Origin of the sequence: Aeribacillus sp. FSL W8-0870 (genome assembly GCF_037963755.1) — a bacterium.
In the GTDB taxonomy this organism is placed as follows: Bacteria; Bacillota; Bacilli; order Bacillales; family Aeribacillaceae; genus Aeribacillus; species Aeribacillus composti.
The window spans coordinates 3,810,676-3,825,068 of record NZ_CP150165.1; the positions used below are offsets into that span (position 1 = coordinate 3,810,676).

At 39.3% G+C, this 14,393-nt stretch carries 10 protein-coding genes, 2 pseudogenes and 1 other annotated feature; of the genes and pseudogenes, 5 read left to right on the forward strand and 7 right to left on the reverse strand.

All coding sequences use genetic code 11. The annotated features are described in order from the left end of the window. Positions 1-528: 528 nt before the first annotated feature. Entirely contained in the window at positions 529-768 is a 240-nt protein-coding gene (locus tag NSU02_RS18340) for a hypothetical protein (RefSeq protein WP_339193526.1), read from the reverse strand. A 432-nt stretch (positions 769-1,200) separates the two neighbouring features. After that, positions 1,201-2,121, reverse strand: a complete 921-nt coding sequence (locus NSU02_RS18345) for an Rpn family recombination-promoting nuclease/putative transposase (protein WP_339195848.1) — start codon at positions 2,119-2,121, stop codon at positions 1,201-1,203. A gap of 732 nt (positions 2,122-2,853) precedes the next feature. Further along, positions 2,854-3,149 (forward strand) — a binding site (T-box leader). A gap of 56 nt (positions 3,150-3,205) precedes the next feature. Here NSU02_RS18345 and NSU02_RS18350 point away from each other — a divergent pair. Genes NSU02_RS18350 through NSU02_RS18365 form a run of 4 tightly spaced genes read left to right on the forward strand, consistent with a single transcriptional unit; the run spans position 3,206 to position 7,241 of the window. After that, positions 3,206-4,075: an S-adenosyl-l-methionine hydroxide adenosyltransferase family protein gene (locus NSU02_RS18350; protein WP_094244298.1), complete on the forward strand. Its 870-nt coding sequence runs from the start codon at positions 3,206-3,208 to the stop codon at positions 4,073-4,075. A gap of 31 nt (positions 4,076-4,106) precedes the next feature. Then, positions 4,107-4,661: an ECF-type riboflavin transporter substrate-binding protein gene (locus NSU02_RS18355; RefSeq protein WP_144597802.1), complete on the forward strand. Its 555-nt coding sequence runs from the start codon at positions 4,107-4,109 to the stop codon at positions 4,659-4,661. A 50-nt stretch (positions 4,662-4,711) separates the two neighbouring features. Further along, positions 4,712-6,442 (forward strand): ABC transporter ATP-binding protein, encoded by a 1,731-nt coding sequence (locus NSU02_RS18360; protein WP_339193529.1) that lies wholly within the window; start codon positions 4,712-4,714, stop codon positions 6,440-6,442. Next, positions 6,414-7,241 (forward strand): energy-coupling factor transporter transmembrane component T, encoded by an 828-nt coding sequence (locus tag NSU02_RS18365; RefSeq protein WP_339193531.1) that lies wholly within the window; start codon positions 6,414-6,416, stop codon positions 7,239-7,241. The genes NSU02_RS18360 and NSU02_RS18365 overlap by 29 nt, the downstream gene beginning before the upstream one ends. Before the next feature lie 454 nt (positions 7,242-7,695). Here NSU02_RS18365 and galE read toward each other — a convergent pair. The 5 genes and pseudogenes from galE to NSU02_RS18390 all read right to left on the reverse strand — a co-directional run bounded on the left by galE (position 7,696) and on the right by NSU02_RS18390 (position 12,646). Then, positions 7,696-8,675: pseudogene (gene galE / locus NSU02_RS18370) on the reverse strand (UDP-glucose 4-epimerase GalE). Positions 8,676-8,718: 43 nt separating this feature from the next. Next, positions 8,719-9,276, reverse strand: coding sequence for a hypothetical protein (locus NSU02_RS18375; protein ID WP_339193533.1), 558 nt, complete (start codon positions 9,274-9,276; stop codon positions 8,719-8,721). Beyond that, positions 9,260-10,618 (reverse strand): AAA family ATPase, encoded by a 1,359-nt coding sequence (locus NSU02_RS18380; protein ID WP_339193536.1) that lies wholly within the window; start codon positions 10,616-10,618, stop codon positions 9,260-9,262. Before NSU02_RS18380 ends, NSU02_RS18375 begins: the two co-directional genes overlap by 17 nt. A 370-nt stretch (positions 10,619-10,988) precedes the next feature. Beyond that, a pseudogene (locus tag NSU02_RS18385) lies at positions 10,989-11,159 on the reverse strand (IS3 family transposase); the annotation flags it as partial. Positions 11,160-11,530: 371 nt separating this feature from the next. Further along, entirely contained in the window at positions 11,531-12,646 is a 1,116-nt protein-coding gene (locus tag NSU02_RS18390) for an IS4 family transposase (protein ID WP_339193538.1), read from the reverse strand. A 181-nt stretch (positions 12,647-12,827) separates the two neighbouring features. Between NSU02_RS18390 and NSU02_RS18395 the strand changes: the two genes are divergently transcribed. After that, positions 12,828-14,366 (forward strand): amidase, encoded by a 1,539-nt coding sequence (locus NSU02_RS18395; protein WP_339193540.1) that lies wholly within the window; start codon positions 12,828-12,830, stop codon positions 14,364-14,366. Positions 14,367-14,393 lie beyond the last annotated feature (27 nt).

A 14,393-nucleotide genomic window follows, 5' to 3' on the forward strand; every position in this document is an offset into this window, starting at 1 on the left:
ATCTAGGGAGGTTAGAACATTTATTAGAGAATGGCTCTGTCGATAACATAATCGAGGGATTAGCCAAATTTTCAGAGCGTTACTTTGACCGAATTCACGGGCAAGGCTCTTCCTCTTCTGTCTCCGTGCTTTGGACAAAAGAGTTTGGGCCGGTTTATCTGTTCCGAAAGGTATGGGAAAAGTTAGGGCTTGGTCGGCTATTACGTAAAATCATGCCGTAAAAACAACTTATTAGACACCCCCGTGTTGTGGGTATAGTACAAAACACCAGTATTTTCGGGCTTTTCTTTAGTGTACTCTGTCAAACTTTTAGATATAGTAATAAAGCTTGTAGACTGTCTAAGCAGAGACTTTGTCAACAAGCGAAAGTACTAGCTGATGTTTTGTATTTTCAAGAACTGACTAAGATAATGATCCTAAATTCAAGGTCTTCCTCCTGTAATCCATTCAATTAAATATCCTATAAACATTAAAATACAAAATATTATAAACATGATAAGTTTATAAATCATTTAATTCCCCACTCTATTATTTTTTACAAGGTGCTATACTAAAGTAAGCTGCTACTGCTAAGGCAGCTCTTTTTTCGTCAGATTTCATAAATAGAAGAGCGGCAGTTATCCCAGCTACTAAAGCTTTATCACAGCCACAATCGAAATATCCTTTTACTTTATAACAAAGATCATGTGTCATACATAAAGAATCTAATTTATTTTTTGGTACACCGCCACCATGTCCAGGTCCGTACCATTTTCCCCAAACTGGCATACTTCTTAATATTTGAGATACAGATTGTGACTCTTTTTTATTTTCAATATGATTAATTAAATATATACGTTTTACCTACGGCCGAGTAGAAACAAAATCCATTCCCGAGGGAATTCGGCGATTTGCCCAATCGCTAGAGTCCATGATACCACCATGCTGAATGACCAGCATGGTTTCTATTGAATAATACCCGTAGCTCAAAAATTAGGGGATATAAAATAGCTCTTGCATGGAAAAGTCCTTTAAAAGGAAAGTGCGATCTTCAGTTTCATGCAAGAGCACTTTCATTTTTTTCGCCTACCGAGTGCTACATTTATTTTTCGATGGCGCAGCAAAGCCTTATTAGGCGGCAGGTTTTCTAACGTTTCCACTACTTCTTCGGATGAATAAGCCTAAACCACTGTCAAACGGCTTCGACAAATGACAGGCAATCTATTTCAACCACTTTCGCACTTCCTCTTCCGCAAGTCCAGTGAGATCGGCAATATCTTTCGCTGCCATTCCTTTCGCCGACATATGTCGGATCATGTTCTTCCGTTCTTCCTCCCGACCTTGCTTTAGCCCTTGTTTCAACCCTTCCTCCATCCCCGCACGCCGCTCGCCAAGAAGATTGGACAATTGATCCCGCAGCCATTTCAGCCGCATTTCATACGCGTAGCGATTTTCCGAACTGACGCTTATCTTCTCCCACTCTTCCAATGCTTCGCGAATTTCTTGCTCGTTCATCGCCAACACCTCCAGTTCCTTGAGAATCGTCTCATCAATCTCTTGTTTCCGGGCATCCACCGCTGACAGCATCATCAACCAGGGCCACTCCGAAGATCGCTTCACATCACGTCTATATTTCTTCCATTTTACCATAAATTGTGATAAATCAATGGCGTGAAATTCAAGATGCGCGCTCCAAAGAAATTGTTCTTTATCTTCGCGGATATGAAAGATGGTGTGAAACCGATCGGTTTCATGCGGAAAGAGCGGGTAGTTGAGAATTGCAATCATAATGGTGGGAGGAAGTTCGCTGTACCCTTGGCCTTTGAAGAGCGACTGGGAAAAGAGCCTCGCCCAGTAATACAAAATCCGCTCCGGCATATCGTGCTGGTCAATGATTTGAATTTCCACGTTAATCCGCTCGCCTCGGTCGGTCCACACGAGCACGTCAAGCCGATTCATTTTCCCTTCTTCGAACTCTTTTGCCAGCTCTGTGTTATCAAACTGCACATCGATGATACGATCATGGCCTGTCCGATGCAAAACCGCATTCAAAAAAGCGATTGTAAGCTGCTTTCGGCTCGGATGGCCGAACAATTGTTTAAACATAAAATCCAATTTTAAATCGAGGTATTCCTTCATAATGGGAATCATCCTTTCGAGGAGAATTTGGAGGGGAGCTGAGGTTTATCTAAAGAAAAGCCGAAGTTATTTGCAGATTTTTCAGATAAAAGAAAGTGCATCGCCTTACAAAACGCACTTCTTGACAAATCTCAACCAGCAGACGTTCTAATGAAAACTTTGTCACCATATACATTCAGAACGTATGTTCTGATAATGTTATTGTAATACACCTTATCTTATCTTTCAATCACCAATGATTCGACAAATTTTGCACAGAGCCAAAAACTATACCAAAAGGTAAGCCCTTTTACACAGCAAGTGCCTCCTTCCTTAGAAATAGATTCTAGTTGTCTTCCAAAAAACAAGAACATGAGTAATCCTTCCTCATTTTTCTTAGGTTACCATTTTAATTAGCAAAGTGCCGGTGTGTTTAATCCTGCCATGGTGACCGTCGGGAAAGGGGATAACCGTCAGTATACCGAAGCATATCTGCGTTTTTAAGCCCACTACGGGTGAAGTACAGCCGTGCAAAAGGTTGTTCACTATCCGAACCAAGTTTGTTCCACACACGCACAAACATATTTCATTCGACCTAAATCTTTTCCACATCAGACCTAAAAAAGTTCCACATCAAGCCTAATATCCAGCACACCGCACCAAATCCCCGCCACATTCCATACTTTTCGTATTCCAACGCTTGACATGTTCGCGGCGGTGATTATAATTAATTAAAAAATTGTTAATAATTTTCTTACAATAACTATGAAGAGGAAAAGTAAGGTTCAGTTATTTTTCACAGAGAGCTTCGGTAGCTGAGAAGAAGCAAAAATACGAACCCGAACAATGGCCTCTGAGTTGCGTGCTGAAAGTATTATTTTCGTGTTTTATCCCAACAAAGCACGAAGGTACAAGTAGGTTCCGCCGAGTTTGGTACTCGTTACAAATACCACAGTATGAAGGGATTAAGCCCGTAGTACTGGCAGAGGCTGTTTTGTGCGAGCAAACAGTGAAGTAAGGTGGTACCACGTGAGCAAAACCACGTCCTTATCTATATAGATAAAGACGTGGTTTTTTTTATAAAACAACAATGTATGGGGGAAAATTTATGAATCGTTTTTTAGTTATTCAAACTGATTTTGGATTAAGCGATGGAGCTGTCAGTGCAATGTATGGAGTCGCTTTGAATGTTAATCCCAGCCTGAGGATTTTTGATTTGACCCACGATATTCCCCAATATAATATTTGGGAAGCGTCTTATAGGCTGTACCAAACGATATCGTATTGGCCAAAGGAGACGGTATTTATTTCTGTTGTTGATCCGGGTGTCGGTTCAGAACGGAGAAGCATTGTTGTGAAGACAAAATCAAACCAATATATTGTGACACCCGACAATGGAACGATCACACATATAAAGAAGTATATTGGGATCGAAGAAGCAAGGCTGATCGATGAAAAGGTAAACCGGCTGCCAAATTCCGGGCATTCTTATACCTTCCATGGACGTGATATTTACGCTTATACCGGCGCACGGCTTGCATCCGAAGTGATTACGTTTGAACAGGTGGGGCCGGAAATTCCAATCGATTCGCTAATTGAACTGCCAGTTTTAGAAGCCTATATTCAAAATGGTGCGATTAAAGGGAATATTGATATACTTGATGTCCGCTTTGGAAACTTATGGACCAATATTGATCGCAGCTTGTTTCAGAAGTTAGACGTAGATTACGGAGATTCTTTTGAAGTAACGATTGAAAATGAAACAAGACAAGTATATAAAAATATTATGACGTTTGGCAGATCATTTGCGGATAGTCATTTGGGCGAGCCTTTGCTTTACGTCAATTCGCTCGACAAAATCGGTGTGGCAATCAATCAAGGATCATTTGCGAAGGCCTACCATATTGAAGCAGGTGCCAAATGGAAAATCACTATCTGCAAAGTACCGAATTTCGTATATAATGGAAATTCAATATAATCATAAAAATAAAAAAAAGGAGAGGAAGTTCATGAAAGAAAACAATCTATCGATCAAAACAATCGTAGCAATCGGAATTGGAGCAGCTGTCTTTGTTATTCTGGGAAGATTTGCGTCCATTCCAACAGGGATACCAAATTCCAATATTGAAACAACTTATGCATTTTTAGCACTTATGTCAATTATTTTTGGGCCTGTCGCAGGCGGTTTAATCGGACTTATCGGTCATGCGTTAAAAGACTTAATATTTTATGGATCTATTTGGTGGAGTTGGGTTGTTGTCAGCTTGCTTGTCGGATTTTTAATTGGTCTGGCTTCTAAAAGCATCGATATCGAATCTGGTGAATTCGGCACTAAAAAAATTATTACATTTAATATTGTTCAGGTGATTGTTCAAGCAATCGGCTGGTTCCTTGTCGCACCTTCTCTTGATATACTGATTTATGCTGAGCCAGCAAATAAAGTCTTCCTGCAAGGATTAGTTGTTGGAATTTCCAATATGGTAACAGTTGCCGTCATTGGAACACTTCTTCTTTTACTCTATGCAAAAACACGCAGTCAAAAAGGAAGTCTTGATAAAGAATAAAAGCACATTGTGAGTTTTGACAACATATTTACTTACAGGAGCTTTTACGAATGAGAAAACGAGTGATTGAATTTCATAATTTTAGCTTTAAGTATTATAGCCAAAAAAATCCAACATTAAAAAATATTCATTTAAACATTTACGAAGGGGAAAAAGTTTTAATCGTTGGGCCTTCAGGATCTGGGAAGAGCACCATTGGCCACTGCATCAATGGTCTAATCCCCTTCTCTTATAAAGGAGAAATGACCGGAAGTTTAAAAGTAATGGGTCAGGAAACAAAGGAGTTAAATATTTTTGCTTTATCAAAAATGGTTGGTACTGTTTTACAGGATCCTGATGGCCAGTTTATAGGATTAACTGTTGGTGAAGACATAGCTTTTGCACTGGAGAATGATTGCACTCCGCAAAAGGAAATGTTCGAGATCGTAAAAGATGCTTCCAAAATGGTCGAAATGGATGATTATTTGCCTGCCTCTGTCCATCATTTGTCAGGCGGGCAAAAGCAGAGGGTTTCCCTCGCTGGTGTAATGGTTGACAAAGTGGATATCCTGTTGTTTGATGAACCGCTCGCAAACCTTGACCCCGCTACTGGAAAGTATGCAATGGCTTTAATCGACAAAATCCAAAAAGAAACGAATACAACCGTTGTCATTATTGAACACCGTTTAGAAGATGTTTTATATCGCCATGTCGATCGCATTATTGTGGTCAATGACGGCTCAATAGTAGCTGATATGAGCCCTGACCAGCTTTTAACAACTAACATTTTAGAAGAAACGAATATACGGGAGCCGTTATATATTAAAGCGGTCAAATATGCCGGTTGCGAACTAACTGAAGATATGCATCCTGCTGATTTCAATCAGTTTAAAGCGGATTTATGCCGAAAAAACTTGTTGGAATGGTTTGAAGATTCAAATCCAAAAACGCCAAGTAAAGAAGGAAAACCAATTTTAGAGCTGAAAAATATTTCGTTTAGCTATTCACCAGGTCACGAAACGATAAAGGATGTTTCTTTTTCAATTAACAAAGGGGAAATGGTGAGCATTGTTGGAAAAAATGGAGCAGGGAAATCTACAATTACAAAATTAATTTGTGGATTTGAAAAGCCTTCCTCAGGGAGCATATTGTTTAACGGCAAGGATATAACAAACGAAACGATTAAAGAACGCTCGTTAAAAATCGGCATGGTCATGCAAAATCCAAATCATATGATTTCAAAGCATATGATTTTTGACGAAGTAGCCTTAGGCTTAAAGGTTCGCGGCGTAGCGGAAGCTGAAATAAAAGAACGCGTCGACAATACATTAAAAATTTGCGGGCTGTACCCATTTCGGAATTGGCCGATTTCAGCATTAAGCTTCGGTCAAAAAAAGCGGGTTACGATTGCTTCCATTTTAGTGTTAGAACCAGAAATCATTATTTTGGACGAGCCAACTGCCGGACAAGATTTTCGCCATTATACTGATATTATGGAGTTTCTTGCTCAATTAAATCGGCAAGGCGTCACGATTATGATGATTACTCATGATATGCATTTAATGCTGGAGTATACAGAAAGAGCGATTGTATTTGCAGAAGGCAGGAAAATTGCCGATGACTCAGCTGTCAATGTCCTTTCTGATATTGACATCATTGAACAGGCAAATTTAAAGGAAACGTCTCTTTATAACCTGGCATTAAAAACAGGAATACCAGAACCGAGGAAGTTTGTGGAACGTTTCATAGAATATGATCGGGAGGTAAGGCAGGTTGGCAGCCGAGATGCTATCTTATATTGACCGAAAATCTCCTGTTCATCAGTTGACAGGTGTAACAAAGCTAATATGCTTTATCTTATGGTCGACTGCAGCTATGCTGACATACGACACTCGTATTCTACTATTTTTATTTTTAATTAGTATTCTCATTTTTATTATTTCAAAAATTAAACTTGAAGAGATATTGTTTGTTGTTGTATTTATTTTAGTATTTCTTTTCATAAACAATGTTGCCATTTATGTCTTTTCACCGCAAGAAGGAGTAAAAATTTACGGCTCCAGCCATGTGTTATTTGAAATATCAGGAAGGTATAACGTCACATTGGAACAACTTTTTTACCAATTGAATATTACGTTAAAATATTTCACAGTGATCCCAGCGGCTTTGCTTTTTATTGTGACGACTCATCCGAGCGAATTCGCCGCTTCCCTCAATCGCATCGGTGTGAGTTATCGAATTTCGTATGCTGTTTCTTTGGCATTAAGATATATACCGGACGTACAGCGGGATTTTCGGAATATAGCACGCGCCCAACAAGCCAGAGGCCTTGACATGTCCCGCAAAGAAAAACTTCCTAAACGGATCAAAAATGCCGCCTCCATCCTTACACCGCTTATCTTATCAAGCCTAAACAAAATTGACACCATCAGCAACGCAATGGAACTGCGCGGCTTTGGCAAAAACAAAAAACGCACATGGTATAGTGCAAGACCTTTTCAAAAAAGTGACTACTTTGCAATCGCTCTATTTACTATTCTGTTCATTGTCACCTTAATCATCACATTCCATGATGGAAGCCGGTTTTATAATCCGTTTTAAAAATACTCCTACTGATCGCATCCAGTAACGCTGTTTGTTGCTGGGTGCGTTTTTTTGTGAAAACATTTAAATTAGCCCTATTTTAGGGGTGGGCAGGTTGCTTCCACGGGCCACTAAGCTGGCAAGCCTTTTTTTATGCAATCAAGTTCTGCATTTTTTTGTTGCAGAACTCTGTATTTTTATTTTGCAATAAACACTCATGCGCATCGCCTAAACAGAACTGCCCACATTTGTTTCGCCAATCACTCCTAGTTCATCTTCCCATATTCGTGATATGGACATCAATCCCTTTATTCCTACACGTTTCTTCTTCATCCTTTTTCCTCCATAAATTTTTTACGAAAATATACCTGTGACGCATGGACTGCTCCATAACTGACCGCCAGCACGCCCTATTAACCAATTAATAGACCGAATATTCAGTTAACAGCGCCCATAAAAACAAACCGCCCCATCAAGGGCAGCTCGACCATTTGGTCCCTTTCCACTGATGCCATTTCCACGCGCTTTCGATGATTTGTTCCAATGAATATTCCGCTTTCCAGCCAAGTTCTTCATAAATTTTTTGCGAGGATGCGACAAGACGCGCCGGGTCGCCCGGACGGCGGTCAGTGTATTCAATGACGGCTTTACGTCCCGTGACTTTTTCACATGTTTCTATCACTTCTTTAACGGAATAACCTAAGCCGTTGCCGAGATTGTAAATAGCAGTTTTCTTTTTACCAGTCAACAATACTTCCAGCGCTAAAATATGCGCCTTCGCTAAATCGGTGACATGGATATAGTCACGAATGCATGTCCCATCTGGTGTATTATAGTCCGTACCAAAGACAGAAATTTTGTCGCGCTGACCTAACAAATGCTGCAAGACAATCGGAATTAAATGCGTTTCTGGGTTATGGTCCTCACCAATTTCTCCCGACTCATGCGCCCCAGCCGCATTGAAATATCGAAGGACGACATAGTTCAAACCATACGCAGAAGCAAAATCCGCTAAAATTTGTTCGATCATTAACTTCGAACGGCCGTATGGGTTAATTGGATTTGTTGGGCAATCTTCCGTAATTAATTCGACATTCGGAATCCCATACGTTGCCGCAGTAGACGAAAAAATAAAGTTTTTCACATTATATTTCAACATTGTTTCTAGCAACGTTAATGTAGCAGCAACGTTGTTTTGATAATATTTCAGCGGATTCACCACTGATTCGCCGACTAAGCTGTTCGCCGCAAAATGCATGACAGCTTGAATCGGGTATTTTTCAAACATCGGTTCAAGATCCGCTTTGTTCCCTAAATCCCCTTGCACAAACACCGCGCGATCATCCACTAAATACCGATGACCGGTCGATAAGTTGCAGCACAGCGACCTTTTTCTATGCAACAGCTCTTTCATCCCGTGACTGCCCTGCCAATGTAGCCAGCACCATCGATATGAAAACTACTAAACTTTTAATCAATCATAGACACTCTTCATCTATTTCCACTTCGAAACAACCGATTCTAAAAATACGGTTGCACATATCGTTTTTACGTCCTTCATGAAAGTGCCTTTATATTTTTTTAAAGAAAAACGGATTTGTTGCCCTCCCAAATGTCTAAGTAACCCGGCTGTTCTTTTTTGCGGATTTTTTTCCTCATTGTACACTACGTAATATACTTTATCTATTTTGACGATGTCATGAAATGATATAGAAGGATCATGTTCTTTTATCATTTCATATAGACCTATGAAAGGCCCCTCGATTGCCTTCAATCTAAGGCTTTGCCGCTCTTTTTGATCAATTTTGCCATTCTTAAATTCCACAAAAAACAATTGATTGTCTTGAATATGAAGAAGGTCGGGGGATTTTAATGCATCTTCCCCCTTTTTACTTGCTAAATCTTGAATAACTTTATCAAAAGATAAGCAAACAAAGGGGGAAGAACAAAGACTTTCATTATTTTGATCATCCCTGCTGATATCCTCGATGGATTGAAAAAATTCACTGTATTTGTTTTGCAATAGCGCTTTTAACTCATCTATCTTCATCATCCCGCAATGTCTCCTCTTCTAATTGGTGAAAAGGTTCTGTTAATAGATGAAAAACTTCCTCGAGCTGATTCGTAACATCTCGAATGACAGATGAAGACGTGCTAATTTTTTGGGCATGATAAAATTTCATATCCTCTTCAAGCCCCTTTTGGTCACTATAAACTTTAAGAGCTTCGATAAAATATGGACTATGGGAATTTACTAATATATGGACCCCTTCACTTTTGGCTAGCTCGACCAAAATTCGCGCATACTCTATTTGCCAGCTAGGATGCAAGTGAACTTCAGGTTCATCAATGATAAGAAGCGTTCTCTTCGTCAACCATCCCGACTGCAACAACAATTGGAAAATTCCCAGCGCTTTAATTCCTGTGGCTGTATTGATTAATGCAAACTTTTCTTCCTGCCCGCCTGACCGTTGAAAAACAAATTCATCTTCCATCTCTTTATAATACATTTTCCCGCCCATTAAGCTCTCAAGTTGAGAATGATATAGTGAATTTTCACTTACATCTTTCGCAATATGTTCTGACATCGAAAACATTTGCGGATTTTTCGATTTCAACTTTTCAAATAAATCTTTTAAATGATATGGAATGCTTTGGTCCCGATTTGTTCTTTGCATTAGGCGTCTAGCCATAAATCGTTGCAGCAAATCGATAAAGTAAAATACAAATGGCGATTCAATATAAATAACATCCTTATAGTAGAGAGGATCTCCCGACTTAAATTCCGTCAAACGATTGTTTTTTAAAGCCAGGCGAAGAATTTCTTGATGATTTTCCGTAATCGAAACAAGCGATTCAGCGTTTTCATTGTTAAGACGTGAAATGGATTTTTGAAATTCGCTTCTCATCACCATTTCCACTGCTTCTTGCTTTATTTTTTCCTCATCACGGGCAACATTCAAAAAGTCAATAACTTCCGTAAGCATATCCGCTAATAGGTTCTTTCCTTCTTCATCTAAGTGCAAATGTTCTAATTTCAATAGACGCTTCTCAATTGTTGCTGTTAATTTCTCCGTCACATTTTCACCAGAATTAAGCCAATGCGATAATTCATGTTGAAATTCCACTCCAAAAAACAAACGATCTTCGTCAGATAAACGAATTAAGCGGCGAAGCCTGAAATAAAACAGTTCTGCTTGATTTAATAAATAATGGGTGCGATCTTGCTCAAACATTTCCTCAAAATGATTAAGTGCATAGACAATCGAAAATAACAATTTTCCAACGGTGCTTTTTCCAGTATCATTTTCGCCCGCAATGCATACTAAGCCATTTAACTCAATTTCCGCCTTTTCCACCATACCAATATTAGTGAATGCCAGTTTCACCATCATCACTCCAATAAATATCGTCCATTTAACACCATCATAATATAAACTGTATAATGATTTCTATTCCTTTAAACATTGTCCACTACCCATTTTCTCCACATGACATGAAAATCAAACAAGACAGCTTTGCAAGCATACACTATACATTACACCCTTTTGCTGTTGATCATTGGATTTAAGTCAATATTTTGGACACCAATAAGTGAAATTTAATTTTGATCTCATTGACATCGCTGGTCGCTTGACATGGAGCCTCTGCGGGCGTGGTGTTATGCGAAGGGCGAAAGGGGCAATAATTTCTTTCGCATGGCAAACAAGCCTACCACACCCGCCACTCCATGTAAAGCGGATGTTTGTAAAATTGTGAAGAGCACTACGCTGCCCCTTTGATACTGTCTTCTGTTTCTTGTAGCGTCATATAGCCCAGGCAGCTATGAATCCGTTTCCGATTGTACCAGCCTTCTATAAATTCGAATAAGGCTCTTCTGGCAGCTTGAAAGTTCAAATAGTTGACTCTGTAGATCTCTTCCTTTTTCAGAATTGCGAGGTTGTTATATTGACCTATGTTTCATCTAATTAAAATTAAGGCAGGGTTTACTGATCTTAAACGTTCGGGTTATTGGATTGCCAACGTCAAACATTAGCACACATTTCTTGATTTTTCAAATTTTTATGTAAGATGATCTGCCAAGTTAATACAGTGAGTTTTATATATGTAACAAAATTAAGTCAATCCAAATAATAGGATTTTAAATTTGTATTAGGGAATCATTAGCATTGCATAAATAAAGTTAGAATTTTCTGTTAATTAATTTTTGTGAATTTGTGCCAAAAAGACAAAACCTAAAGAAAGATGGCACTGTCCATTTGGTAAATATATACAGTTAAACCAGAGGGACAACGACAAAAGGGAAATTATGGACTGGCTCGCCCATCAAATTTTCGCAACCAAACATAAGCTGGTTTCCACAGAGCTCTCTTTAACCAACGAGTAATTCGAAGTAGGGATTTCTTACTTTTCATCTCCAATTGAATGAGAACATGTAAGCAATACGTGATCAGGGCTAAGAAAATTTGATTTTGAATAGCTGTTTCACTCATTCCATAAAAGTGCTTAATTTCTACGTGTTGCTTGAGCCATTTGAAAAAGAGTTCAATAGCCCAGCGAGATCGGTAAATATCACTTATCTCTTCTGGTTTTAAATCAAATCGGTTGGTGATGAAACGAAGTAAGTTCCCTTTTGTGTCCATAACTTCTAGTAGACGAAAGACATTTTCAGTACGATTTTGTGTGGTACCAATGTAGACCATTTTATCGGATAGAACGTGACAATCATCAGGAAGTGAAAATGTATAGACTTCACGAATGACTGCGTTTTTCTTCAGTCTTGAAACGAAGAAATAGCCATCATCTGTCATCCGATCAAAACGTTCATAGTCCACATAACCGCGGTCAAACACATACATGGCTTCTTGATCATCCACTAGGACTTCGAGTTGATTTCGGTCATGTTCTTTTGCTGTCGTAATCACTGCTTTTTCAGGATAGACGGTGTCTTTATCCATGAAAACGAGCCGTAAGTGTAGCTTTACACCAGCTTTTGTTTTACGGAATTTTGCCCATTTATAATGGGTCAAATTCAACGGGAGTGTACTTGAATCAATGATTTTCAGTGGCATATTCTTTCCGTTTTGATAATGGTACCGTTGAATTTTCCAAACAAGATCCAAGAACAAATTTGCAAGAATTAGTGGGTTGATCTGATTGTTTTTTCGGGATAGCTGAGAGGCACTTATCGATTCAAATCCGAGTGCTTTTTGAAGATCTTCGTCTACAAGTGCATCACTCATTTCCTCTAAGCTCTTAAATTCGAGCAGCTGGGCTACCAATAAAAGTTTAATATAGGCTTCTGTTGTCAGCTTTTTTGTGTAATAGTCCTGTTTCAATTCTTTGACTTGTTCGCTAAGTTTTTGAATATTTATGGGTGAAACCCATTTACCAAATGATGAAATTAGTGTATTCTTGTCCATAACGGTTATCCTTTACGATTGGATTTGGACAGGAACCACCTGTACTACCATTGTAAAGGATTTTTTTGTTTCGAAATCAATAAAAAATTGAACATTCTTAGCATTTTGAATCATCAGATTTAATTACTGCAATGCTAGTGTTAGGGAATATAAAAATAAAAACAAAGAGGTGTTATTACAATTGGAAAAAAGTACTTTACTAAAATCTGTTGGCGAAGGTTTCCGATTTGAAGAAGTGACTGTAGACGAACTCATAGCCGGGTACAAAAATCGTGAATACACAGTTCAAGAGGTTGTTCAATCCTATTTAAATAGAATTGAACAATTTGAAAAAATTTATAACGCATTCACCTTCATGAACCCTAATGCTTTGGAAGACGCGAAAGAAATGGATCGTCTGTATGAAGAAAGAGCTGAACTTGGACCACTGGCAGGGATTCCAATTGTTATAAAAGAAGCGGTGGATATGGCAGGATATCCATCGACATTTGGCTGGGCACCTTTTTGTAAAAAAGCAGGCGGGATCGAATTAATGCCAACAAAGGATGCCCCGGTTGTAACAAGACTTAAAGAAGCGGGAGCGATTATTCTTGGTAAGACTAATATTCCTGCTTTTAGTTGTGCCTATAATGCAAACAATAGCTGGGACGGTCCGACATATAACGCAGTAAATCGGTCGATTTCACCAGGCGGAAGCAGCAGTGGTACGGCGACTGCTGTATCAGGAAACTTAGCTGTGCTGGGCGTCGCCGAAGAAACGGCCGGATCCATTCAAGTTCCTGCAGCAGCTCAAGCCTTAGTTGGAATTAAACCTTCCTTCGGATTAATCCCAACAACTGGGGTGACACCTCTTGCCGGCAGTACTCGGGATGTCTTGGGACCGCACGCTCGTACTGTCCAAGACGCTGCAATTATGCTGAGTGTGATGGCTGGGTATTCAAAAGAAGATCCTAAAACAATTGCTGCAATCGGGAATATTCCTAAAGAAGGCTACACTGCTTTTCTTAATAAAAATTATCTAAAAGGCAAACGCGTCGGCTTGTACGGACCGGGATGGCGTACACAGGAACTCTCTGATGAAACAAAAAAGCTTTATGCTTCTGCCATTGAAATGCTAAAAGCACAAGGTGCAGAGGTAGTTGAAGATCCGTTTGCCGGGACAGGGCTCGCTGAGTATGTTTCATCCAAAAATACTTTCTTAGGAATGGAAACTTTTTTTTATGACCTTGAAAAGTACCCAAAAAATCTGGATCCAGAGGATAAAACCCTTTCCATTAAAACTGTATTCGACAAAGCGGGGGCGGTCCCATGGACAGAAGATGGACCACTTGCTTTAGTTTCGGATTTTGTCAATGAAGAGAAAGCTATGGCAGATCATAGTGTTTTACCAGATTTGACAGAATTCAATGAAGTGAAAGGTGAATTGCTCCGAATTATCTATCAAGTGATGGAGGACCAACAGCTTGACGGATTTGTCTATCCTCAAATGCCGACTGCAATTCCAAACATCCAAGAGGAAAATATACAATCAACAACAATATCAGAAATAAATATCAGCGGTTTACCATTGATCACAGTTCCAGCTGGCTATTTCGAAAACGGATCCCCGTTCGCCTTAGCCTTATTTGGAAAAATGTGGAGCGAATCCGCACTAATTGGAATGGCCTACGCTTACGAACAAGCCACAAAACACAGAAAGGCCCCTACTTTAATCAGGTAAAAACAGGCGAATCATCTATATAATCCA

Excerpts from the sequence above, each read along its gene's own strand:
- NSU02_RS18340 (WP_339193526.1), bottom strand. The coding sequence starts at position 768 with ATGCCAGTTTGGGGAAAATGGTACGGACCTGGACATGGTGGCGGTGTA.
- NSU02_RS18350 (WP_094244298.1), top strand. The coding sequence starts at position 3,206 with ATGAATCGTTTTTTAGTTATTCAAACTGATTTTGGATTAAGCGATGGA.
- NSU02_RS18355 (WP_144597802.1), top strand. The coding sequence starts at position 4,107 with ATGAAAGAAAACAATCTATCGATCAAAACAATCGTAGCAATCGGAATT.
- NSU02_RS18360 (WP_339193529.1), top strand. The coding sequence starts at position 4,712 with ATGAGAAAACGAGTGATTGAATTTCATAATTTTAGCTTTAAGTATTAT.
- NSU02_RS18375 (WP_339193533.1), bottom strand. The coding sequence starts at position 9,276 with ATGATGAAGATAGATGAGTTAAAAGCGCTATTGCAAAACAAATACAGT.
- NSU02_RS18380 (WP_339193536.1), bottom strand. The coding sequence starts at position 10,618 with ATGATGGTGAAACTGGCATTCACTAATATTGGTATGGTGGAAAAGGCG.
- NSU02_RS18390 (WP_339193538.1), bottom strand. The coding sequence starts at position 12,646 with ATGGACAAGAATACACTAATTTCATCATTTGGTAAATGGGTTTCACCC.